Source organism: Roseibium alexandrii DFL-11 (genome assembly GCF_000158095.2).
In the GTDB taxonomy this organism is placed as follows: domain Bacteria; phylum Pseudomonadota; class Alphaproteobacteria; order Rhizobiales; family Stappiaceae; genus Roseibium; species Roseibium alexandrii.
The window spans coordinates 4,726,863-4,749,676 of sequence record NZ_CM011002.1; the positions used below are offsets into that span (position 1 = coordinate 4,726,863).

The window sequence follows — 22,814 nt, forward strand, 5'->3', positions numbered from 1 at the left end:
ACGCCTTTTTGCGGACTTCCAAATTTGTGCAAGTTTTAGTCCGAGCCGAGCCGCCCTTGTTCACGTAACTCATTGATTATGCGCGCATGATACTTTTGAAAGTGCTCATCGCTTTCATAGCCTTTTTCGTTCACCCAACGGAACATGTTCAGGAAAGTCCACTTGCCGAACGATCCTGGCATCGTCGCAACAGCCGAATCCGCGACTGTGCCGTCTTCCGGAATATCTTCGGGCAGAAAGACAATTGTCGGCGTGAATACATAGCCCCACTTCCGGGCGGCGGTCTTCTCGGTCAGCTCTTCACCGTCAATGTCGATGACTTCTTCGTCGCCGAACATGTTGTATTGCACGACTATGAAGTGCTCCTTGATATAATCCGTCACTTCCGGGTCGCTCAAGAGCTTCTCATGCATGGCCTTGCAGTAGATGCATCCGCGTTGCTCGAACACCAACGCGAGACGTTTTCCCTCATCGGACGCTGTTTGAATGTCTTCTGCGATATCCTTGAAAGTGATGGTGAACCAGGGCTGCTTGTGGAGCCCGTCTTCGCCGAGGGTCGCTGTAAGGCCGGCAGTGTGGCCCAGCGTCAAGCAGACCGCTGCCGCTGCGAATGATTTGGTAATCTGATGCATGTCGAGCTCCTCCCAGATACGCTCAGCCGATTTGCGAGAAAACCGGAAATGTTTCCAACAGCCAAAAGGCAATGGCCGACATTTGTCCGGTGATGAACATAATTCCGGTCAAGACCAAGAAACCGCCCATGATCTTTTCGATGATGCCCATATGTTTGCGGAACCGGCTGGCCCAGCCCAGAAACTGGCTGGCAAAGGCGGCCGCGAGAATGAACGGAATACCTATACCTAAGGCGTAGACCGCTAGAAGGCCTGCGCCATGCCACGTCGTTTCGGAGGATCCCGCAACAAACAAGATTGCAGCCAGCACTGGCCCAACACAGGGCGTCCAGCCAAATGCGAAGGCGAGCCCCATGATGAATGCGCCGACCAGACCAGCCGGTTTTTTCTCCACGTGAACTCTTGCCTCGCGAAACAAAAGACCGATCCGAAAAATGCCGAGGAAGTGCAGGCCCATAATGATAATGATCGTGCCCGCGATGTATGACAAAATGTCATAATAGCGGGCGATGGATTGGCCGATCACGCTTGCCGTTGCCCCGAGGGCCACGAACACGGCAGAGAAGCCGAGAACGAACGCGATCGCGGCAAAAACGACCCGGCGACCGGTGGTGGCCGCTGCGGTATTGCCCTTCAGTTCATCGACGCTAACTCCGGCGAGGTAGCACAAATAGGGTGGTACGATCGGCAGGACGCACGGGGACACAAAGGATAGCAATCCAGCCAGAAAGGCGGCGCCCCACGAAACCTCGAGCATAAAGTGTCCTCCCAGACATGACGACTTTGTGTTTTGTTTAAAATATTCAAAAAGTCATATATATTGTAATCACAGAAAACACGGAGAATGACAAGTGCGTCGTTTGAATGTTGCGGGAGCGCTGGTTGGGAGCGCATTATTGGCCGGACTTTCTGCGCTTCCAACACCTGGAACTGCCGCGGAATTGATCATGGTGGAACAGCCAGGCTGTTCTTGGTGCATGGTTTGGAATGAAGAGATCGGCGTTGCTTACCCCAAAACCGATGAGGGCAAGCGTGCGCCGTTGCGCCGGGTCGATATCACGGATGGCTGGCCGGAAGATCTGGATAATATTCAACGCGAGCGGTTGACGCCGACTTTTATCCTTGTTGAAGACGGCGAGGAAATTGCGCGCTTGCGCGGGTATCCCGGTGAACACTTTTTCTGGCCGCTGCTCAGTGACATGCTTGAGCAATTGGAGGAGCACAGAAAAAGCGGCAGTTGATTGTTGCTGCCACTTGCATCATCTACCCGAATGAGCGCAGAATTGCTGCGCTGCAATAGTTTTTGGCTGGACCTGTACGGATACTGAAACGTTCGATGAATCTGCCCGTCTTCAAAAAGGATATGAGCGCCGAAGACTTTGACCGGTTGATGGGTCAGGCGCGCAAGGCAAGCGATCTTTTGAAAGCACTGTCGCATGAAGTGCGTCTTGTAATCCTGTGCCTACTGTCTGAAGGCGAGAAATCTGTTTCAGAACTTGAAGATATCCTCACTGTGCCGCAAGCGGCAGTGTCTCAGCAGCTCGCCCGATTGCGTCTCGAAGGCCTTGTCCAGACACGGCGCGAAGGTCGGATGATTTACTACAGTCTGGTCGATGATGAGGTGAGCTCCATCATCTCCACCTTATATGATCTCTTCTGCAAGGACGTGCGTCCGCAGCCGGGCGATAATCAGTAAGCTTGGACTATGCTGCCGCGTGCGTTGCAGCACGCTTGAGCGTTGAAGAGCCTTCTTCGCCTTGATACTCTTCCAGAAATAGCCGCCGGAGAGCGGTCCGGGGGAAATGCGACGAGGGGCCGGCAACGGCAGCCAAAATGCCAGAATTTAACCTGACGCTCATACTGCCTGTGTTCGGTGTACTTGCCGGATGCGTATTGGGGTTCGTCGGCCGAGCTTCACACTTCTGCACTTTGTCCGCGCTGGAGCGGCACTGGTATGCCGGAGACAGTTCCGGCCTCAGAACTTGGGTGCTTGCTGCCGTGGTTGCCTTGATTGGAACGCAGGTTCTTGTCGCGTTCGGTCTCGCCGACACTGGTGCTTCCTTTTATCTCGATCCGGGTTTTCCTTGGACCGGCGCGATTCTCGGCGGCGCGATGTTTGGTCTCGGCATGGCCTTAGTCGGAACATGTGGCTTCGGGGCTGTTCTGCGCCTTGGCGGCGGCAGTCTCAGAGCTCTGGTGGTTCTGACCGTCATCGGACTGGCCGCATTGGCTGCACAGCGCGGGATCGTCGGCCTTATTCGGGTGCCTTTGGTTGATGATCAAATGATTACCTTCACCGCCGCTGGCAGTCAGTCCATGGGGGATATTGCCTCCAGTCTGGCCGGTTTCGATCTGCGATGGCTGGTCGCGCTTCTGATGATTACGTTTGGACTGGGCTGGATATTCAAGGAGAGCGCTTATCGCAGTGCCCGGGCAAAAATCGCCTCTGCCGTTGCGATCGGTCTGGTCATCCCGTTCGGCTGGTGGGCCACGACTTACGTGGCCGCAAATTCCTTTGATCCGGTGCAGATCGAGGCAGGGTCCTTCGTCGTGCCGGTTGGAGACAGTATTCTGCAGCTGATCACCTACACCGGTGTCTGGCCCGATTACGGGGTCGGACTTATTGCAGGCACGCTGACTGGTGCGATTCTTGCCGCTCTCTGGAAACGCGATATCCGCTGGGAAGCCTGTGATGATGCCCGGGAACTCGGACGTCACATCCTTGGCGGAACACTCATGGGCATCGGCGGTGTTTTCGCGATGGGCTGCACTGTTGGGCAGGGCATCACGGGTTTCTCGATAATGGCAATTTCGGCACCGATTGTAATGCTGTCCATGGCATTCGGCGCCCGGGTAGGGCTTGCCTGGCTGGTCGAAGGTTCTGCCTTGGCGGCTTTCCGGCGGAATGACGGCGCCGACCATCGGCATCCGGCGGAATAGTGTCAGCAGAGTTCTGCGGATTAGTGCAGTCCCGGTCCTGAAGCGGGACTATTATTGAGGCCCCGGCTCAAGGCCGGGGCGGCTTCGCAGCTTTAGCCCGCCACGAACTTGTAGGCAGAGCCAGCCCGCTCGACGTGGCCGATGCCCATGTTCGGGAGATGAAAGCCAATCAATTGCGTTTGGTACGTGGCCAGGCGATCCAGAAGAGCCTTTCGGGTTTGGATACCCTTTTGCGGATCCTGATCCGATCCGGACACCCAGTCGGGCTTCTCGAAGGAAATCACTGAATTGGTGATTGCATCCCCAACGACCAGAACGGATTCTCCATCCCCGTGGATCATGTAGGACGTGTGACCCGGCGTATGACCGGACGTATCGACAGCTTCAACACCCGGGATAACCTCCATACCGGGCGTGACCATCTGCACCTGGTCTTCGATGGCTTCAAGGCGCGCCTGAGCCCCGACGACGAAGCTTTTGCGGGCTTCCGGTGTCTTTGCCAGGGTATCATCGGCGCGCCAATAGTCCCATTCAGCTTGCGGCACCCAGAGCGTGGCTTCCGAGTAAAGCACGTCGTCAAAATCATCGAGAATGCCCCAGAGATGATCCGGGTGCGCATGGGTGAAGATCACATCGGTCACGTCTGAAGGATCAATGCCAGCCTCTTCGAGACCGGCCATAAGCTCGCCTGCGCTGGGCTGGAAGTTGGCTCCGGCGCCTGCATCGAAGAGAACAAGCCGATCGTCCTGGCGCAGAAGGGTGATATTACAGTCCGGCGATGCTGTATCGGTTGGCAAACCATGAGGCTTGAAAAGGGCCTCTATCTCCTCCGGGCTTTGCTCAGGCAGAAGAAAATTCATCGGGAGGCTCAAGTTGCCGTCAGAAATGACGCTGACTTCATTGCCGCCAAGCATGATCGTGTCCGAAGCTGCAAGGGAAGGGCGGAGGCCAGTGATCGCAGCAGCTCCCAAACCGAGTCCTGCTTTCAATAGGCAGCGGCGCGAGGGGTTCTCTTTCAGGGCAACCGGCATGCGTAGTCCTCCACATATTCAAATTTATGAATTTATCTATGTTTCCTTGAGAAACGTCAATGCAGATGGGGAAAGAGGTAGGCAAGTGTTGCAGATCCAACACCGGCTAATCGGTAGACAACTATGGACTTGACCTACTTTCTGGATCGATTTTCAGAACCTGCGATTTTGACTGCGGGCGGCTTTCTGGCCGGTGCAATGTTTGGCGGGTTCGCGCAGCAAAGCAGGTTTTGTCTCAGGGCAGCAGCTCTCGATTTTGCGCACGGTGTTTTTGGCGTTCGCTTATCAATCTGGCTGTTTGCGTTCTCCGCAGCACTTCTCGGAACGCAGCTGCTTGTTGGCTTCGGCGAAGTGCCGTCGCAAGAAGCCCGTCAACTCGCCTCTCCGCAAAGCCTCTCCGGCGCAGCGTTGGGCGGAGTAATGTTTGGCATTGGAATGGTCTTGGCCAGAGGATGCGCCAGCCGGCTTCTCGTCCTTTCTGCGACCGGCAACTTGCGGGCGCTTCTGTCCGGACTGGTCTTTGCGGTGATTGCCCAAGCAAGTCTGAGGGGGATCTTGAAACCCGTACGTGAGTGGTTTGCAGGTCTCTGGACAACAGCGGAAATTGGCGGCAATGATCTCATTGCCCATTTAGGGCTGTCGCAGACTGTCGTGCTCGGGTTTGCTCTGCTTTGGTTGGCCGCTGGAATTGTAATTGCGATCAAGGCCAAAACACCCCTTTGGCAAGCAATTGCAGCTTGCGGAGCGGGGCTTGCCGTACCGCTCGCATGGTGGTTCACAGCTTCGGTTGCCAGTCAGGCGTTCGAGCCGGTACAGATCGAGGGCATAACCTTTACAGGTCCCTCGGCTGATACGCTGATGCTGTTTTTGTCGCCGGCGCAGTCTGCACTCGATTTTGGCATCGGACTTGTTCCCGGCGTTTTTGCTGGTTCTTTCCTGGCAGCACTTTTTTCTCGCGAATTGGAGCTTCAGGGCTTTGAGGGGGGGCGGTCCATGGCCCGCTACGGCGCCGGTGCAGCGCTGATGGGCTTTGGCGGCATGCTGGCAGGCGGCTGTGCCGTTGGCGCGGGTATCACCGGGGCCTCGGTTTTTGCAGTAACCGCCTGGATCACGCTCTCGGCGATCTGGCTATCTGCGGGATTGACCGATTTTGCACTCAATGGTCGTCCGGCCAAGACCGCATCAGCCCAGCCGGTCGTCGGAACGTCCTAAGCCAGGCTACGTGAGGATCGTCCTCAGCCAGTCTTTCACCGTCTCCACTTCAGGGCGTGTTCTTGCTGCATGATCCCGTTCCACAAGGTAGTGGTCTTGTCCGAGTGGAATTCGAATGTCCAAGGGGATTTTAAGCCGCCCGACCTCTTCCAACCGGATCGCAGCCCGTTCCAGGATGAGAGCGACCCCAGCACCAGCTGCTGCCAGTTCAACCGCTGCAAGTGTGGTGTCGACAGTTACCCGCCGCTGCCCCTTTGGGCGTTCCAGGCCACATCTTTCGAAGAATCGATCCCAGTGATCTTCAAATCCAAGAATGTGGATGAGCGGTGTCTCCAGAAGCGTTTCGGGTGTGTCTATAGCCTCGGCATGCAAGGGTGCGCAGGCGGGAATGATCGTGTCTCTTGCCAGAAGATCTGCGTGGCCGTCTGGCCATTTTCCGATACCAAGCCGAACGTCGATATCGACCTCGGTCTCCAGAACGGTTTCTGCCCAGATGGCCGACAGGAGGCGAACCTTGATGGTCGGATGTTCCTCCAAAAATGTAGGCAGCTGTGGCGCGACCACCAGAACTGTTGTTGAGATCGGTGCGCGCAGGGTGACAGTGCCGGACTGGCGTGCCCCGAACAGGCCGGCCGTTGACAAAGACAACTCGTCAATCGCCTTGCGCACGGAGGGCAAATAGGCCTTTCCGATTTCGGTCAGAGCAAGTTTGCGCGTCGAGCGGAGAAACAGGGCATGGCCAAGCTGGCTCTCCAGATTGCGGATATGTGTGCTGACGGCGGCCTGAGTGAGGCTGAGTTCTTCGGCCGCCGCTGTAAAACTGCCGAGCCGGGCGGTCGTTTCGAAGCTTCTGAGCCACATCAGATTTGGAAGAATGGACATCTTCTTATTGATAAAAAGTTTGGAGTAATGTCCATCTATTTATTCGTTTTTCTTTTTGTAATGAGTCAGGGATCCTCTCCGCCATCTGATTTGACTTTATGACCTCGGAGAGGCGGACATGCATGTAGGATTTATCGGTCTTGGCAATGTTGGCGGCAAACTGGCTGGCAGCATCGTGCGCAATGGTTTTGATCTCACGGTCCTTGATCTCGATGAAAACCTCATGGCGAAGTTCGCCGCGTTTGGCGCCAAAAAAGGGATTAGTCCGAGACAGCTGACTGAAGACTGCGATGTGGTGATCACCTGTCTGCCAAGCCCGACCGCATGTGCTGCAGTCGTCGAGGGGCCGGATGGCATTCTTGAAGGCATTGGTCCGGGCACAATTTGGGCGGAAATGTCGACAACGGACGCCAGTGAAGTCAAACGGCTTGCCGGTCTGGTTGCCGAAAAGGGTGGTGAGGCCATTGAATGTCCGGTTTCCGGCGGGTGCCACAGGGCGGCCACAGGCAATATTTCGATCTTTGCCGGGTGCAGCCGGGAGACTTTTGAAAAGGCCCTTCCTTTTCTGACTGTGCTGGGACGCCGAGTGTTGCACACAGGCGATATCGGGTCGGCTTCCGTGTTGAAAGTTGTCACAAATTATCTGGCGACCGCGAACCTCGTCTCCGTTTGTGAGGCCCTGACCACCTGCAAGGCGGCTGGTATGGAACTCAACACGGCCTATGAGGCGATCAAGATCTCGTCTGGAACCTCCTTCGTGCATGAAACCGAAGGACAGGTGATCCTCAACGGGTCCCGGGATATTTCCTTCACGATGGATCTGGTTGCCAAGGATATCGGATTGTTTCAGTCGATTGCCGAGGAACACAGCGTTCCGCTCGAGCTGTCACCCCTGTTGAACCAGATCTTCGCCGATGGCATTTCCCGCTACGGTCCCCGCGAGCTGTCGCCGAACATCATTAAGCGACTGGAGGATGCTACAGGCCTCTCGGTCCTCGGAGATGGCTTTCCGGCCGAAATGGAAGATGACGAACCGGAAGAACCGGGGTACGAAGTCAGACCAACAGCTGCGGTTGCCATCGCGGCGGAATGAGTCTGGAGTGATCTGACTGAAATGCTTGATAAACGCCATTTTTATATCGACGGGCAATGGGTTGCTCCAACTGAAGCAAAAGACATCGATGTCATCAATCCGGCAACAGAGCAGCCGGTTGCCGTTATCTCTTTGGGAGGCGAAGCAGACCTGAACAAGGCGGTCGATGCCGCTAAGGCAGCGTTTGAAACCTGGGGTGAGAGCTCGGTTGAAGAGCGTGTTGCTCTCTTTGAACGGATCATCGAAATCTACAATCGCCGGTCCGCTGAAATGGATGAGGCGATCCGTCTTGAAATGGGGGCGCCAACCAAGTTTGCCCGCGAGCAGCAGACGCCTTCAGGGACTGGTCATTTTGAGGCAACACTTGAAGCCCTCAAATCCCATCAATGGGAGCGGCCAAGCCCACGCGGCGGCAGCACCTTGCGGGATGAGCCGATTGGCGTTTGCGGTCTGATTACGCCTTGGAACTGGCCGATCAATCAGATAGCCGCAAAGGTCGCACCGGCACTGGCCGCTGGATGCACGATGGTCTTGAAACCGAGCGAAATTGCACCGCTCTCGGCGATGCTGTTTGCTGAAATTCTGGACGAGGCCGGCTGCCCCAAAGGGGTCTTCAATCTGGTCAATGGGGATGGCCTCGGGATCGGAGTGCCAATGTCGTCACACCCCGATATCGACATGGTGTCGTTTACCGGTTCTACACGGGCCGGGACATCCGTCGCCCAGAATGCAGCAGCGACCGTCAAACGTGTCGCTTTGGAACTCGGTGGCAAGTCGGCCAATATTCTCTTTGCCGATGCTGACCTTGAAACGGCCGTACAGTTTTCGGTCGAAGGTTGTTTTGCCAACTCCGGCCAGTCTTGCGACGCGCCAACCCGGCTACTGGTCGAGCGGTCTGTTTATGATGAAGTCCTCGCGCTGGCCAAAAGATTTGCCTCCGAGACGGCTGTCGGCGATCCGCAACAGGATGGGGATCACATTGGGCCGGTCGTGAGCCAGTTGCAATTTGATCGGATCCAGAGCCATATCGACGCGGGGATCAAGGAAGGCACCAAACTGCTTGCCGGCGGTGCGGGAAAGCCTGAAGGACTGGAAACCGGCTACTACGTCCGGCCAACCATTTTCGCAGACGTCTCCAATGACATGCATGTTGCGCGGGAAGAAATATTTGGGCCGGTGCTTGCGATCTTGCCGTTTGAGACGGAAGAAGACGCAGTCCGCATTGCCAACGACACCCCCTATGGCCTGGCCGCCTATATCCAGACCGGAGATCCGGAGCGCGCGGGCAGGGTGGCCCGGAAACTGCGTGCCGGAAACGTCTATATCAACGGCGCGGGCATTGACTACGACGTTCCCTTCGGCGGCTACAAGCAGTCCGGCAACGGCCGCGAATTCGGTCAATTTGGTCTGGAAGACTTTCTGGAACTTAAGGCGATTACGGCCTGAGGTTAGGCGTTCTGATAGTCGCCGCTTGCGCCGCCCCGGCCTTGAGCCGGGGCCTCGAACTTGGTTGATCTCGGCTCAGTGCCGGGACTGCCAATCGCAAATGCTGGGTAATTGAACCAGCATGGATCTTTCAGGGCCAGTTACCCCGCAGAGGAACAGATCTGCAGGAGCGCGGCCATCGGCGGTGTTGCAAGGCCGAGGCAGCAGGCGTGAACGGTGGCCAGAAACGCGGTAAGAATTGCTCCGGTGCCAAGTGCCAGCATCATTGAGGGATCTTGCCGGACTTCATCCACGGCAGTTTTCCAATTCAAGGTCTGTGCGGTCATCAGTTCACTCCTTTCCCGTTCCAGAAACTCACATTGGGTGGCATTCATCAGGCCGGTTACTCGGCTGCTTCCTGGGGTGTTTCTTCGGTTTTCTTTCCACCAAACAGGCCGCCAAGCCAGCCTTTCTTTTCCTTAGACGCGTCTGCGTCACCGAAAGCATCTGCACTTTCTTCAGCATCTTCGGGTACGCTCGGGCCGACTTGTTCCGCAAAGGCGGTGAAAAACTCGCCAGCCAGGCGTTTAGCCGTGGAATCGATCAGGCGGGCGCCGAGCTGGGCGAGCTTGCCACCGACTTTTGCGTCCACCTCGTAGTGCAAAATGGTGGCGTCCGGTCCATCTGCTTCCAACTGGACCTTCGCGCCGCCGCGTGCAAAACCGGCCACACCACCGGAGCCTTCGCCCTCAATGCGATACCCGTTCGGCGGATCAAGATCGAGCAGTTCGACCTTGCCGCCGAACGTTGCTTTCACCGGGCCCACCTTCAGCTTCACTTTGGCTTCCAGTTCGGTCTCGGAGTGCTTGATCAACTCCTCGCACCCGGGAATCGATGCCTTGAGAACTTCCGGGTCGTTCAGCGCTGCCCAAACCGTCTCACGGGGCGCTTCGATCCGTTGGCTGTCGGTCATTTGCATGGAATTATACTCCGTCTGTAATTTTAAATGTGATGAACGTCGGTTCCGCGTTGGCCCTTGCGGCGGACCATCACGAGTTCGGCAAGGATCGAAAGGGCTATTTCCTCAGGCGTGATCGCACCAAGGTCGAGCCCGGCAGGACCGTCTATCCGTTCAAGGCTCTCGTCGCTGATCCCCTTTTCGCGCAGCTTGGACTTCAGGTGGGCAATTTTCCTGTGGCTGCCGACAAAGGCGATGTGTTTCGAGTTCGCAGCAAGGGCGGATTCAAGCGCCGCCAAATCACCGCGCCCTTGTGTGGAGACCGCGAGGTAACGCTCGGCATTGCTGTTTTCGGGAATGTCAAAACCGTCTTTGACTTCGCACTCTTGCGGAAATGTCTTGAGGTCCTCAAGGGAGGCATGAGCAATACACTCAAAGCCGATGTTCGGGCCCTGCTGCGCAAGGGCGACGGCCACAGGGCTCGCTCCGAGGATAACAAGTTTCGGTCGCGGCAGAACCGGTTCGACAAAGATGTCCATCGTGCCCTGGCTTGGGCACATGTTCCTCGCAAACTGTACCCCTTGCCGGTTGTCTCCGGCTTCAACGCCGAGTTCAGCCAGCAGGTCTTCCGGTTGGAGGGAAATCAGTTTTGGTTCGCCGTCTTCAATGGCAGCCTTTGCAGCCTTGATTACAGCGGATCTTGCACAGCCGCCACCGATCCAGCCGCCTGCAATATGGCCATCTGCGGCAATCACGGCCTTTGCGCCGGCTTTCGCTGCGGTTACCGAAATGGTTCGGACGACTGTCGCCAGTGCATAGGGTTCTGCATCTTTTCGAAGTTGCTCCGCCAATGCAGAAACATCGGTAGCCGAGGCTTGTTGTGCAGCTCTCAGTGTTTCAGGGGCAGAGTGTTTCATTGGTGTCTCTCCCATCGCATCACAGGCGTTCAAGATAAGGTTCGAGGGCGGCCAGACTGTCGAGGTTATGGGCTGGCGCAAACAGATCGACATGGGGCAGTGCGGCCTGCATTCCACCGGTCACCGGCTCGTAGCCATCCCAACCGATCATGGGGTTGAGCCAGATGATCCGCTTGCAACGTTTGCGCAGGCGAGCCATTTCGTCGCCGAGCTGGTCCGGTGTGCCGGTGTCATAGCCATCGGACAGGATCATCACGCAGGTTCGTGAGTGGATCACGCGGGCAGCGTGGGACCTGTTGAAGTCCGCCAGGGCCTCGCCGATCTTCGTCCCGCCGCCGATGCCCTGGGCCATCAGCCCCATCCGGTCGAGGGCGCGCGTTGCATCCCGTTCTGAAAGTGCGGACGAAACATGGACAAGCCGGGTGTGGAACAGAAACGCTTCGGCTTCGCGGAAATTGTCGAGCAGGCCGTGCACGAACCGTGTGAAGACACCGGTGTAATTGCTCATCGACCCGGAAGCATCGAGAAGGATCACCAGACGGAGCTGACGCGTGCGCGGCCCCTTGCGGATCAACTCGATCGGTGTGCCTCCCTGGGCGATCGAGTGACGGATTGTCTTGCGAAGGTCGAGCCTCGGGCCCTTGCGCTTTTGCTTGTCCCGGCGCGTGAGGCGGATCCGCATGGCTCTGGCAAGTTTTTCCGCCAGCTCATGGGCCTTGGCCAGTTGTTCCGGGTCATGGATGTTGCGGAAGTCAGCCTTGCCGAGGTGGTCGGCAATGCTGGCGCCCTCCCGGCGTCCTGACGGTGTCTCGTCGCTGGGCTCGTCCTCTTCACCCGGAACCCTGTCGACATCGCCTGCAATGGTGTCCTGAGGCGGGCCTTGGGCATCAACCATTTCGCGGATGGTTTTCGTGGTCTTCCTGGAACTGCTGCCGGAGACCTTGATGCCCGATTTCACACCGCGTCCGAGCCAATAGGCATCGAACACGTCATCGAATTTGGTCCAGTCCGACAAGCGGCCGCTAAAAAGGGCCCTGAACGCTTCCTTCAGCCTCTGGGGACGTTTGATGATATCGGACCGAAGCAATCGGATTGCATCTTCCGTCTCGCCAAGCCCAACCTTGTACCCGCTGTCGCGTAAGGAACGCACAAATCCGGCGAGGCGCACCCGGACTGCAGTGCCAAGATCGTCATGGCTTTCAAGATGGACAGAGGCCATGGCTCAGGCCACCTTTCCAAGAAGCCGATCCGTGACTTCCGGAGTAATACGGGCCTGGTCTTCGCGTGTCTTCAGAACGCAGACGAGAGTATCGAAAACCGTCTCACGCCGCTCATGCAGATTTTTTGTGCCAAGGCCGACAAGGGCAGCCGCCCAGTCGATGGTTTCGGCAACGCCCGGCACCTTCGTCAGGTCTTCCTTGCGCAACTTGCCCATCAGCTCGGCGATTTGCAGGGCAAGGGCAGTATCCAGTCCCTCCACCCGGCTTAAAAGAATGCGCGCTTCGCGGCTGGGGTCCGGGTAATCGACATAGTGATAAAGGCACCGGCGGCGCAGTGCATCGGACAGCTCCCGTGTTCCGTTCGAGGTCAGGATGACCCGGGGAATGCTTTTGGCTTCGATGGTGCCAAGTTCGGGAATGGAGACCTGAAAGTCGGACAGGAGTTCCAACAGGAACGCCTCAAACTCTTCATCAGCCCGGTCGACTTCATCGATCAGAAGGACCGGTGCCTTGTCTTGGCGGATCGCCGCAAGAAGGGGACGTTCCAAAAGATACTTCTCAGAAAACACCGCCTCTTCAACGGTTTCAGCGTTGTCGCCGGACCCCTCCCGAGCCTTGATGGCGAGGAGTTGGCGCTGGTAGTTCCACTCGTAAATGGCGTCGGAACGGTCAAGACCCTCGTAGCATTGCAATCGGATCAGATCCGTGTTGTCCAGCTTTGCGAGCGCTTTTGCGACTTCCGTTTTGCCGACCCCTGCTTCGCCTTCCAGAAGCAAAGGCCTGTTCAGCATCTCGGTGAGGAGAAGGGCCATGGCAAGGCCATCATCTGCAACATATCCGGCGCCAGCGAGCGCTTCGGCGAGCGTGTCTTTTGTCTGGGTCGTCATGGGTGTTTTGGCCGGGCCAGTCAGCTGGACACCAGCGCCTTTTCAGTTTTCTCGTTGGCCGGTTTCGGCCAGACCACGAGGCCGTTCGCGATGGCGATTTCGGACACACGCCGGGAAGTTGCATTGATGGTAAGAAGCAGAACCTCGGCCTGCAGCGCATCTGTCAATGTCATGAAGTCATCCTTGAATTGTCTCCCTCCCGGCTCCGGGAGGGAGATTCCATTCGCTCGTGCTTAGTCGTGTGCACCAAGATCCTTGGCTGCCTGCCAGACACGCCAAGCATCATGCGGCATCTGGATATGCGTGGAGCCCAGGAATTGGAACGCATTGTTGACCGCATTGGAGAAGGCCGGAACGCCGCCGACATTCGGGCTTTCGCCCACGCCTTTGGCCCCAATTGGATGATGCGGGCTCGGGGTGACCGTGTGATCGGTTTCCCAATGCGGCGTTTCCACGGCGGTCGGCAGGAAGAAGTCCATGAACGATGCGCCCATAACATTGCCCATTTCATCGTAACGGATCTCCTGACCCATCGCGATGGCGAAGGCCTCAGTCAGACCACCATGGACCTGCCCCTCGATGATCATCGGGTTGATGCGTGTGCCGCAGTCGTCGAGGGCGTAGAACCGCCGGGTCTTGGCGACCCCGGTATCGACATCAATGTCCATGACACAGAAGTACGCGCCAAACGGATAGGTCATGTTCGGCGGGTCGTAGTAGCTGACAGCCTCCAGACCCGGTTCCAGGTTCGGCGGCGGCGCGTTGTAGGCCGCCCAGGCGATTTCCTTCATGGACTTGCGCGCTTGCGGGTTCCCCTTGACCTGGAAGCCGTCAACGTCCCATTCGAGATCGTACTCGGAGACTTCCAGCATATGGGCCGCGATCATCTGGGCCTTGTTGCGGATCTTGCGGGCAGCCAGGGCGATTGCCGCACCGGCCACCGGTGTCGACCGCGATCCGTAGGTGCCAAGGCCATAGGGGGCGGTGTCCGTGTTGCCTTCCTCGACCATGATGTCGTCGGCGGGAATGCCGATTTCGGTTGCGATGATCTGGGCCCAGGTCGTCTCGTGGCCCTGACCCTGGCTTTTGGTCCCCATGCGCGATATCACCGAGCCGGTCGGGTGAACCCGGATTTCCGCGCTGTCGAACATGGCGACACCCAGAATGTCGCAGTTCTTGGACGGGCCGGCACCGACGATCTCGGTGAAGAACGAAATGCCGATGCCCATGATCTCGCGGGTTTCGCCGCGCTGGAAGGCTTCCTGCTTGGCCTTTTGTTCCTCGCGCAGCTGGCGGTAGCCGATGGTGTCCATCGCCTTTTGCATCGCGGTGTGATAATCGCCGCTGTCATACTCCCAGCCAAGCGCGGACTGGTAGGGGAACTGGTCTTGTCTGACGAAGTTCTTGATGCGCAGATCCGCCGGGTCCATGTCTAGCTTCTGGGCGAGGACATCCATGGCACGCTCGATGCAGTAGGCGGCCTCCGTTACCCGGAACGAGCACCGATAGGCAACACCGCCCGGCGCCTTGTTGGTGTAAACGCCATCCACGGTCAGGTCGGCTGTTGGAAAATCATAAGACCCGGTGACGATGTTGAAGAAACCCGCCGGCCATTTGGACGGATCGGCGCAGGCATCAAAACCTCCATGATCGGCAAGCACATGGACTTTCAGCCCGGTCACCGTGCCGTCGGCCTTGGCGGCCAGTTCCGTAGTCATATGATAGTCGCGGGCAAAAGACGTGGTGGAGAGGTTCTCCATCCGGTCTTCAACCCATTTCACCGGCACGCCGGTCACGATCGAGGCGACGATCGAGCAGATATAACCCGGATAGGCGCCCACCTTGTTGCCGAAACCGCCGCCGATGTCCGGAGCGATCACATGGATCTTGTGCTCCGGAATGGTGGACAGCAGGGAGGCAACCGTACGGATCACATGCGGCGCCTGGAAGGTGCCCCACAGGGTCAATTCTCCCTTCACCTTGTCCATTGATGCCACGCACTGGCAGGTCTCCAGCGGGGACGGATGGGTCCGGTGATAGGAGATCATTTCCTTGATGGTCACATCGGCTTCTGAAAACGCCTTGGCGGTTTCCTCGCTGTCACCGACATGCCACTTGAAGATGTGGTTGTGATGGTCGCGCGGGCCATGGGCACCTTCCATCTTGCCTTCCAGATCTTCGCGCAGGACCGGGGCATCCGGATCCATCGCCTTGAACGGGTCGATCAGGACGGGCAGTTCCTCATAGTCCACTTCGACCAACTGGATGGCGTCATCGGCTATGTAGCGGTTTTCGGCGACAACAAAGGCCACTTCCTGGTTCTGATACAAAACCTTGCCGTCGGCCAGAACCATCTGCACGTCCCCGGCCAGCGTCGGCATCCAGGCAAGGTTGACGCCCTTCAGGTCCTCGGCGGTCAGCACCGCGATCACGCCCGGAATTTTCAACGCTTCGGTCGCGTCTATCTTGGTGATGCGGGCATGCGGATAAGGCGAGCGGACAAAGTCACCGAATACCATTCCCGGAAGCTTGATGTCATCGACATACTGTCCCTGGCCCTGAGTGAAGCGAACGTCTTCAACGCGTTTGCGCTTGCAGCCCATGCCTTCTAGGGCCGCTTCGCGCTGTTCGCGTGTCGGGGTTATGTCGTTCATTCTGCAGCCTCCTGAAACTCGGTTCCGTTCAGCTTCGCCGCGGCGTACTGGATGGCCTTGACGATGTTCTGATAGCCGGTGCAGCGGCACAAGTTGCCGGAGATCCCCATGCGGATCTCGTCCTCTGTCGGGTTGGGGTTCTCTTTCAAGAGCACATGGGCCCGCATGATCATGCCCGGCGTGCAATAGCCGCACTGCAGACCGTGCATCTGGCGAAAGCCTTCCTGAAGCGCGGACAAGGTGCCGTCGGCATTTGCCATGGCCTCGACCGTGGTCAGCTCCGCGTTGTTCGCCTGGACAGCAAAAACCGTGCAGGCCTTGACCGACATACCGTTCATCTCGATGGTGCATGCGCCGCAATGGGAGGTTTCACAGCCGATATGCGGACCGGTGATATCAAGGTCTTCCCGCAGGAAGTGGATCAGAAGCGTGCGCGGCTCCACGAAGCGCTGCACCTTCTTTCCGTTGACGGTCATAGTGACCGGGATTTGTTCAATATCGCTCATTCGTTTTTTCTCCCTCGTCCCCGGTCAGCTGCTTGCGTGCTCTGCTGCGCGGGCCAGTGCGCGTTCCAGCATCACGCCTGCCATTTTCGTGCGGTATTCGGCAGGACCACGTCCGTCAGATGCCGGTTCCGTGATGGCTTCTGCTGCTGCAACGGCTTCTTTCACAGTCTCTGGATCCAAAGCGGACCCTGTAAGGATCTCGCTCGCCTCAGCAGCGAAGAGCGGTGTGTCGGCCACATTGGTGAGTGCTATTGAGCAGGATGCAACGGTGCCGCCGTTCATTGTGAGGAGGACCGCTGCGGCGGCGGTGGCGTAGTCACCCACCTTGCGTTTCAGTTTTTCATAGGCATAGCCATGGCCCGTCGCCGGTGTCGGGATCCGAACCGCGATCAGGATTTCTTCCGGCGCCAAGGCCGTAAAATATGCGGCCTCGTAAAACTCGCGCGCGGCTACTTCGCGGTCGCCGTCCGGACCACTCAGGACATAGCTTGCATTGAGGCATTGCATAAGCGCCGGCATGTCATTGCCCGGATCGCCGTTTGCGACGTTTCCGCCGAGAGTGCCGAGATACCGGATTTGAGGATCGGCGATCAGCAAGGATGTTTCGCGAATGATTGGAAGTTTTGCGGCAAGGAGATCCGAACTGATCATCTCGTGCTGGGTCGTCATCGCTCCTATGATGATCGTTTCGCCGTCTTCCGAGATGCCCTTTAGGCTCTCGACACCGCCAAGATCGATCAGATGTTCCGGCGCGGCCATGCGCAGCTTCATCATTGGGATCAGGCTGTGGCCTCCAGAAAGGGGCCGGGCTTCATCGCCGTGTTCGGCCAGGATCGCCACTGCTTCTTTAACAGTCGCTGGCCGGTGATATGTGAATTCACCTGGGATCACGTCTTTCTCCTCCCTCATGCAGCCAAATCGGTTGGGCGTTGGTCCGAGATCCGGACAGGCCCTTGCGTCTGAGTACGGCGCTCTCCAACGCGCCTCATTTGACGAAGAGCGTCGCAGTTGCTGCGGTGCACTCACAAGGAAACCTGCACAAATGACGCAGGGGTTTGCACGGAATACGTTTGTCATTTCACGAATTACGTCACTACTGCTGACGCTTATTATGAAAAAATCGATATTTTTAGATTTGGTGTAGGGTCACGTTAATCTGAAAATTCAGCTAGTTAATTGAGTTGAGTTTCTAATTTACCTGTGGCTGTGCAGCGAGAAGCCAGAAAAATGGCACGTTTCACGAAATGCGGCCTTTGCACGCTTTTGTTGCATTGCGTGCTCGGTGTTTTAGCGAAGGAAAAACCGATATCCGTGGTTATTGAGCGGGCGCTGGGTCAGGCACCGGTGTTTTGGTTTCTGACATCGTCGTGAGCTGGGATTTGACACGGCTCCAGCGGGAGCGGCTGACTGGTACGGTCTGCCCGGCGTCGCCCTGTAGGACCAGAAGGCCGCCGTCACCGGACCTCTTGAAGGATGCCACCCGTGCCAGATTCACAATGTGGCTGCGATGGACCCTGTTAAAGGCTTTACTGTCCAGCTGACGCTCGGCCTCGCTTATGGACAAGGGGCAGAAATACTCTCGCGATCCGTCGAATAGCTTCGTGTAATGCGCGTCTGCATGGATGGCCACGATCTCTGTTGCAGCGATCTGCGCCTTCTGGCCGTCGTGTTCGATTGGCAGCATTCTTTTTGCCGTCAATTTCTGCGAGCGGACGGGGGTGGCGGCGGACTGCAAACCATGGGCAGTGCGGTTGGAAATCTGCTCTTGCTTGGAAAAAGAGTTGGCTCTGGGTACTGCTTCAGCACTCGCAGCGCTCACTGGCGCTACAGTTTGGAGAATAAGATCATCATCGAAATGGGGAGCCTCATCCACTCTAAGAGGCTGTTCCGGGACAAGCTTGAGTAGAAAGAGGCCGGAGACCAGAAAAGACACACAGGAGACCAGAATGGCGAGGGTTCCCGGATTTAGGGCAGGAGCCAATGAGGGTGTTGGAGCTGCAATCGGTTCAACGGTCAGGCCAGCCATCGCAATGTAATGCATGGCAGAGATCGCAAGCGCCATCACGACCGCAGAAACAAACATCGGCGGTCGTCGTCCGGGGCCGAACAAGAGCCAGAGTGCAAGGCCCGAGGCATTGAAAGCAATCAAAAAGCTGGCCAGCACATAAGCCGTGTCATGAGACATACTCAACGACAAATGTAGGGTATACATGCCCAAGTAATGCATCGTGCATATCCCGGCCCCCATGACAAAGGCAGCGATTCCAAGGCGAATGGGCGTCAGTTGCCTATTGCTGGCCGCAAACACGCCGATCCCAACAACAAGCACACAGACGAGGAACGAAAGAAGGGTCGGCAATACAAGGAAGTTTGTCACGACGGGCAGGCGGGCGGCGAGCATACCAACAAAATGCATCGACCAAATTGCCAGTGCGAGTGTGAACGCGGCTCCAGCCAACAACAGACGCCGACGGGGTTCTGTCGACGTGCGGACTTGGACGGCCAAACCCAAACCAACATAGCTGCCCTGAAATGCCATTATCAGGGAAAGCGCCACGAGCCAAGGCTCGTGCGTCACTGTCATTGTGAGCGTCCTCCCACTCAACACCATTGTTAGATCGAAGCAGTGTCCTGGGTTCAGGATAGGTCAAGATTTGGCTCAGGCCAAGTTTCCAGTTTTTAATGCAACTCATTCGCAATAAGCTTGACACTTGCGAATGAGTTGCAATATCACTTGCATCAGGATTAAACGCTACTTGTGTGAGGTTTCAGTGAAAAAGATTGCTTTGTTTGCTGCTGCGGCAGCGATCGCAATGGTATCCGGGCAGAGCGCTTGGGCAGAAGACAAGATGAAGGTCGTTACGACCTTTACTGTCATTGCCGACATGGCCTCAAATGTTGCCGGTGATGCGGCCGAGGTGGTGTCCATCACCAAGCCCGGCGCTGAAATTCATGGGTATGAGCCGACGCCGCAGGACATCGTACGGGCCTCCGATGCGGACCTAATCCTGTGGAACGGTATGAATCTGGAGCTTTGGTTTGAACAATTTCTGTCAAACCTCGGCGACATCCCGTCGGCGACACTGACAGACGGCATTGATCCGATTTCCATCAGAAGCGGATCCTACGAGGGCAAGCCCAATCCCCACGCCTGGATGGGCCTCAACAACGCGCAGGTCTACATCGATAACATTGCAGCTGCATTTTCCGCCCAAGATCCAGCCAATGCGGACGTCTACAAAAAGAACGCGGAAGCCTACAAAGAGCAGTTGCGCGGCGTGATCGAACCGCTTCGTGAGACAATCGCACAAGTTCCGGAAGACAAGCGTTGGCTTGTGACTTGTGAAGGTGCCTTTAGTTATCTCGCGCGCGATTTCGGTATGAAGGAACTGTACTTGTGGCCGATGAATGCTGATCAGGTTGGAACACCGCAACAGGTCCGCTCGGTTATTGACGGCGTAAAAGAATACAACATTCCGGTCGTTTTCTGTGAAAGCACGGTAAATACAGCGCCTGCTGAACAGGTCGCGCGGGAGACTGGCGCGAGTTATGGTGGTGTGCTTTATGTTGATTCACTCAGCGAAGCCGACGGGCAGGTCCCGACCTATCTCGACCTTCTGCGGGTGACCTCAACGACGGTCGCTGAAGGGTTGGAAAGCGCGACCAACTGATTTTTTTGCCGCTGCGTCTTTTGGTTTTGATGCCGCGGCTCTTCCCCGGCGGGCCGGATTTTGTAATGATTGGATTTGTTGAATGTTGAAGGTCATCGAGGAGCCGGAGTTGGCATCGACAAGCATGGTGTCAGATATCGGGATCTCCGCAGAGGACGTGACCGTCACTTACCGCAATGGCCATACCGCACTTTGGAACGCCAGTTTTGAGATCCCGCGCGGTACGGTCACCGCACTCGTCGGCGTCAACGGGGCCGGTAAGTCAACACTCTTCAAGGCAATCATGGGCTTTGTGCCAGCTGCCAAGGGAACCATTCAACTTCTGGGCATGAGCGTCAAAGAAGCGCTTCGGAAAAACCTCGTCGCTTACGTACCGCAGTCAGAAGAAGTCGACTGGTCGTTTCCGGTGCTGGTTGAAGACGTTGTCATGATGGGCCGGTATGGTCACATGGGGTTCTTGCGCCGTCCCAAACAATCCGATCACGATGCTGTTGCCGAAGCGCTCAGCCGGGTTAACATGCAGGACTACCGGAAGCGTCAGATTGGTGAACTGTCTGGTGGTCAGCGCAAACGTGTGTTTCTTGCGCGAGCATTGGCACAAGACGGCCAAGTCATTCTGCTAGATGAACCGTTCACGGGCGTAGACGTCAAAACCGAGGAACAGATTATCGAACTCCTTGGAGAATTGCGGGCCGAGGGACGTGTGATGCTGGTCTCCACTCACAATCTCGGATCTGTACCTGAATTCTGTGACCGCACTGTTCTGGTAAAGGGAACGGTGCTGGCCTTTGGGCCCACTGAAACGACGTTCACCCGCGAAAACCTGGAGCAGGCCTTTGGCGGTGTTCTCCGGCATTTCACCATCAGCGATCAGACGTTGCATACGGATGGGGATGACCGGAAGGTGACCATCCTGACCGATGATGAACGCCCATTTGTTCAATATGGAGATGAAACGCAAACGGCCGAGAAACGGCCATGATTGCCACTCTGCTTGAGCCCTTCAACTACGCCTATATGACCAACGCTATGTGGGTGTCCGCGCTTGTTGGTGGCGTTTGCGCATTTCTTTCTGCCTATCTCATGCTCAAGGGCTGGTCTTTGATTGGCGATGCTCTTTCGCATTCTGTCGTGCCGGGTGTCGCTGGCGCTAATATCCTCGGGTTGCCGTTTGCTCTCGGGGCTTTCATTGCTGGCGGGCTTGCGGCTGGGGCCATGTTGTTCCTGTCGGAACGGTCCGGATTGAAAGTCGATGTGATCATCGGATTGATTTTCACTTCATTCTTCGGACTGGGTCTCTTCATTGTGTCAGTCAATCCTATGTCGGTGTCGATCCAGACCATCACCATGGGCAACATTCTGGCAATCACACCTGAAGACACACTTCAGCTTGCAATCATTGGATTTGTGTCGCTGGGTGTACTTTTGCTCAAGTGGAAAGACCTGATGGTCACGTTCTTTGACGAGAACCACGCGCGCACGATTGGTCTGCGGCCAGGACTCCTGAAGGCTGTGTTTTTCATACTGCTGTCTGCTTCCGTTGTGGCGGCCATGCAGACGGTTGGAGCCTTTCTAGTGATCGCTATGGTGGTCACGCCGGGTGCAACGGCGTATCTTCTGTGTGACAGGTTCCCAAGACTTATCGCTCTGTCTGTGGTGATCGGATCCGTCACCAGTTTTTCCGGTGCCTATATAAGCTATTTTCTGGATGGAGCGACCGGCGGGATCATCGTTACACTGCAGACCTTGATCTTTCTTGTCGCCTTTCTCTTTGCGCCAAAACACGGCCTTTTGGCCGCGCGCCATAAAGCATCAGAAGCGCTCCGCAACGGGCCTCCTGAGGCCGTGCTGCCAGGACCGCGCGGTGGAGGGCTTCAGTGATGGATCTCGATTTTCTTCTTCTGCCGTTCAAATTCCCATTCATGCAGAATGCGTTCCTGATCTGCGTTCTGGTTTCGATCCCGACCGCGCTCTTGTCCTGTTTTTTGGTCATGAAGGGATGGGCGCTGATGGGCGACGCTGTCAGTCATGCCGTTCTTCCCGGCATTGTGCTGGCATACATTGTTGGCCTTCCCTTGATCCTGGGTGCCTTTGCCGCCGGCATGGTGTGCGCTGTTGCAACTGGGTATCTTTCGAACAACAGCCGCGTGAAGCAGGACACCGTCATGGGCGTTGTCTTCTCCGGCATGTTCGGTCTTGGGATCGTTCTTTATGTGGCCGTCGAAACCAACGCTCACCTTGACCACATTCTGTTTGGAAACATGCTTGGTGTTGGCAATCAGGACCTCTGGACCGCCGGCATCATCTCACTTGTTGTTGCAAGTGGTCTGGTTTTGAAATGGAAGGATCTCGTCCTTCACAGCTTTGACGCTGCGCAGGCACAGGCCTCCGGGCTGCCGGTCAATTGGCTTCACTACGGTTTGCTGGCCGCACTGTCCCTGACAATCGTTGCGACCCTTTCGGCGACCGGGTTGATCCTCGCAATCGGTTTGGTGATTGCGCCGGGCGCGATTGCTTTTTTGCTTGTGCGGAAATTCAGCACGATGCTCTGGGTGTCTGTTATCGTCTGCATGCTTTCCATGCTCGCCGGTACGTATTTGAGCTTCTTCATCGACAGTGCGCCGGCACCGACCATTGTCCTGATCCTGACAGCAGCGTTCATTGCTGCCTTCATCCGCCGGCAAATTGTTACGCGGCAGATGTCTTTGCGCAGGGTTGAGGATGATAGGACCCTTAAAGAGGTGTGAATTTCATAACGTCTGTCTCCTTTGAAATCGTTCAGGAAC

Annotated in this window: 24 protein-coding genes; 10 read left to right on the forward strand and 14 right to left on the reverse strand. The window is 56.7% G+C overall.

The features are described 5' to 3' along the window. Positions 1-35 precede the first annotated feature (35 nt). Both SADFL11_RS21850 and SADFL11_RS21855 read right to left on the reverse strand, forming a co-directional pair. Positions 36-632 carry a thioredoxin family protein gene (locus tag SADFL11_RS21850; protein ID WP_008191030.1) on the reverse strand — a complete coding sequence of 199 codons (597 nt, stop codon included), beginning with the start codon at positions 630-632 and terminating at the stop codon, positions 36-38. A 22-nt stretch (positions 633-654) separates the two neighbouring features. Beyond that, a complete protein-coding gene (locus SADFL11_RS21855; RefSeq protein ID WP_008188979.1) occupies positions 655-1,389 on the reverse strand; it encodes a cytochrome c biogenesis CcdA family protein in 735 nt (244 codons plus the stop codon). Positions 1,390-1,483: 94 nt separating this feature from the next. Between SADFL11_RS21855 and SADFL11_RS21860 the strand changes: the two genes are divergently transcribed. The 3 genes from SADFL11_RS21860 to SADFL11_RS21870 all read left to right on the forward strand — a co-directional run bounded on the left by SADFL11_RS21860 (position 1,484) and on the right by SADFL11_RS21870 (position 3,572). Further along, complete coding sequence (locus SADFL11_RS21860) at positions 1,484-1,873, forward strand: thioredoxin domain-containing protein (RefSeq protein ID WP_395176419.1); 390 nt, start codon at positions 1,484-1,486, stop codon at positions 1,871-1,873. A gap of 95 nt (positions 1,874-1,968) precedes the next feature. Then, positions 1,969-2,328, forward strand: coding sequence for an ArsR/SmtB family transcription factor (locus SADFL11_RS21865; protein ID WP_008191789.1), 360 nt, complete (start codon positions 1,969-1,971; stop codon positions 2,326-2,328). A gap of 137 nt (positions 2,329-2,465) precedes the next feature. Beyond that, on the forward strand, positions 2,466-3,572 hold the full coding sequence (locus tag SADFL11_RS21870; RefSeq protein ID WP_040450978.1) for a YeeE/YedE family protein: 1,107 nt from the start codon (positions 2,466-2,468) through the stop codon (positions 3,570-3,572). A gap of 92 nt (positions 3,573-3,664) precedes the next feature. Here the strand turns inward: SADFL11_RS21870 and SADFL11_RS21875 are convergent, their stop codons facing one another. Beyond that, positions 3,665-4,603, reverse strand: a complete 939-nt coding sequence (locus SADFL11_RS21875; RefSeq protein WP_008196092.1) for an MBL fold metallo-hydrolase — start codon at positions 4,601-4,603, stop codon at positions 3,665-3,667. A 123-nt stretch (positions 4,604-4,726) separates the two neighbouring features. Here SADFL11_RS21875 and SADFL11_RS21880 point away from each other — a divergent pair, with 123 nt between their 5' ends. Further along, positions 4,727-5,815 carry a YeeE/YedE family protein gene (locus SADFL11_RS21880; protein WP_008194603.1) on the forward strand — a complete coding sequence of 363 codons (1,089 nt, stop codon included), beginning with the start codon at positions 4,727-4,729 and terminating at the stop codon, positions 5,813-5,815. Between the two features lie 6 nt (positions 5,816-5,821). On the opposite strand, the gene SADFL11_RS21885 is transcribed toward SADFL11_RS21880, so the two are convergent. Beyond that, positions 5,822-6,697 carry a LysR substrate-binding domain-containing protein gene (locus SADFL11_RS21885; RefSeq protein WP_008192722.1) on the reverse strand — a complete coding sequence of 292 codons (876 nt, stop codon included), beginning with the start codon at positions 6,695-6,697 and terminating at the stop codon, positions 5,822-5,824. Positions 6,698-6,815: 118 nt separating this feature from the next. Here SADFL11_RS21885 and SADFL11_RS21890 point away from each other — a divergent pair, with 118 nt between their 5' ends. Both SADFL11_RS21890 and SADFL11_RS21895 read left to right on the forward strand, forming a co-directional pair. After that, positions 6,816-7,790 (forward strand): NAD(P)-dependent oxidoreductase, encoded by a 975-nt coding sequence (locus tag SADFL11_RS21890; protein WP_008197263.1) that lies wholly within the window; start codon positions 6,816-6,818, stop codon positions 7,788-7,790. Positions 7,791-7,811: 21 nt separating this feature from the next. Next, positions 7,812-9,236, forward strand: a complete 1,425-nt coding sequence (locus tag SADFL11_RS21895; RefSeq protein WP_008189826.1) for an aldehyde dehydrogenase family protein — start codon at positions 7,812-7,814, stop codon at positions 9,234-9,236. Positions 9,237-9,376: 140 nt separating this feature from the next. On the opposite strand, the gene SADFL11_RS21900 is transcribed toward SADFL11_RS21895, so the two are convergent. From SADFL11_RS21900 to SADFL11_RS21940, 10 genes are all read right to left on the reverse strand, one after another. Then, on the reverse strand, positions 9,377-9,562 hold the full coding sequence (locus tag SADFL11_RS21900) for a hypothetical protein (protein WP_134853108.1): 186 nt from the start codon (positions 9,560-9,562) through the stop codon (positions 9,377-9,379). Between the two features lie 56 nt (positions 9,563-9,618). Next, positions 9,619-10,188, reverse strand: a complete 570-nt coding sequence (locus SADFL11_RS21905; RefSeq protein ID WP_008193610.1) for an SRPBCC family protein — start codon at positions 10,186-10,188, stop codon at positions 9,619-9,621. 29 nt (positions 10,189-10,217) lie between these two features. Beyond that, entirely contained in the window at positions 10,218-11,090 is an 873-nt protein-coding gene (locus SADFL11_RS21910) for an XdhC family protein (RefSeq protein ID WP_008196143.1), read from the reverse strand. A gap of 19 nt (positions 11,091-11,109) precedes the next feature. Beyond that, the gene (locus SADFL11_RS21915) at positions 11,110-12,309 is read right to left on the reverse strand and encodes a vWA domain-containing protein (RefSeq protein WP_008193025.1); all 1,200 of its coding nucleotides are present in this window, start codon (positions 12,307-12,309) and stop codon (positions 11,110-11,112) included. A gap of 3 nt (positions 12,310-12,312) precedes the next feature. Beyond that, entirely contained in the window at positions 12,313-13,197 is an 885-nt protein-coding gene (locus SADFL11_RS21920) for an AAA family ATPase (RefSeq protein ID WP_008194059.1), read from the reverse strand. 20 nt (positions 13,198-13,217) lie between these two features. Continuing rightward, complete coding sequence (locus SADFL11_RS25350; protein ID WP_008196306.1) at positions 13,218-13,370, reverse strand: hypothetical protein; 153 nt, start codon at positions 13,368-13,370, stop codon at positions 13,218-13,220. Between the two features lie 60 nt (positions 13,371-13,430). Next, complete coding sequence (locus SADFL11_RS21925; RefSeq protein WP_008188701.1) at positions 13,431-15,851, reverse strand: aerobic carbon-monoxide dehydrogenase large subunit; 2,421 nt, start codon at positions 15,849-15,851, stop codon at positions 13,431-13,433. Next, positions 15,848-16,357, reverse strand: a complete 510-nt coding sequence (locus SADFL11_RS21930; RefSeq protein ID WP_008195134.1) for a (2Fe-2S)-binding protein — start codon at positions 16,355-16,357, stop codon at positions 15,848-15,850. Before SADFL11_RS21930 ends, SADFL11_RS21925 begins: the two co-directional genes overlap by 4 nt. A 24-nt stretch (positions 16,358-16,381) precedes the next feature. Further along, positions 16,382-17,248: an FAD binding domain-containing protein gene (locus SADFL11_RS21935; RefSeq protein ID WP_040452507.1), complete on the reverse strand. Its 867-nt coding sequence runs from the start codon at positions 17,246-17,248 to the stop codon at positions 16,382-16,384. Between the two features lie 424 nt (positions 17,249-17,672). Further along, complete coding sequence (locus tag SADFL11_RS21940) at positions 17,673-18,941, reverse strand: MHYT domain-containing protein (protein ID WP_040450977.1); 1,269 nt, start codon at positions 18,939-18,941, stop codon at positions 17,673-17,675. 229 nt (positions 18,942-19,170) lie between these two features. Here SADFL11_RS21940 and SADFL11_RS21945 point away from each other — a divergent pair, with 229 nt between their 5' ends. The 4 genes from SADFL11_RS21945 to SADFL11_RS21960 all read left to right on the forward strand — a co-directional run bounded on the left by SADFL11_RS21945 (position 19,171) and on the right by SADFL11_RS21960 (position 22,775). Beyond that, positions 19,171-20,028, forward strand: coding sequence for a metal ABC transporter substrate-binding protein (locus SADFL11_RS21945; RefSeq protein ID WP_050776144.1), 858 nt, complete (start codon positions 19,171-19,173; stop codon positions 20,026-20,028). 82 nt (positions 20,029-20,110) lie between these two features. Next, a complete protein-coding gene (locus tag SADFL11_RS21950; protein ID WP_322962259.1) occupies positions 20,111-21,010 on the forward strand; it encodes a manganese/iron ABC transporter ATP-binding protein in 900 nt (299 codons plus the stop codon). Then, positions 21,007-21,909: a metal ABC transporter permease gene (locus tag SADFL11_RS21955; RefSeq protein WP_209002684.1), complete on the forward strand. Its 903-nt coding sequence runs from the start codon at positions 21,007-21,009 to the stop codon at positions 21,907-21,909. The genes SADFL11_RS21950 and SADFL11_RS21955 overlap by 4 nt, the downstream gene beginning before the upstream one ends. Next, the gene (locus SADFL11_RS21960) at positions 21,909-22,775 is read left to right on the forward strand and encodes a metal ABC transporter permease (protein WP_008194156.1); all 867 of its coding nucleotides are present in this window, start codon (positions 21,909-21,911) and stop codon (positions 22,773-22,775) included. Before SADFL11_RS21955 ends, SADFL11_RS21960 begins: the two co-directional genes overlap by 1 nt. Positions 22,776-22,814: the final 39 nt, after the last annotated feature.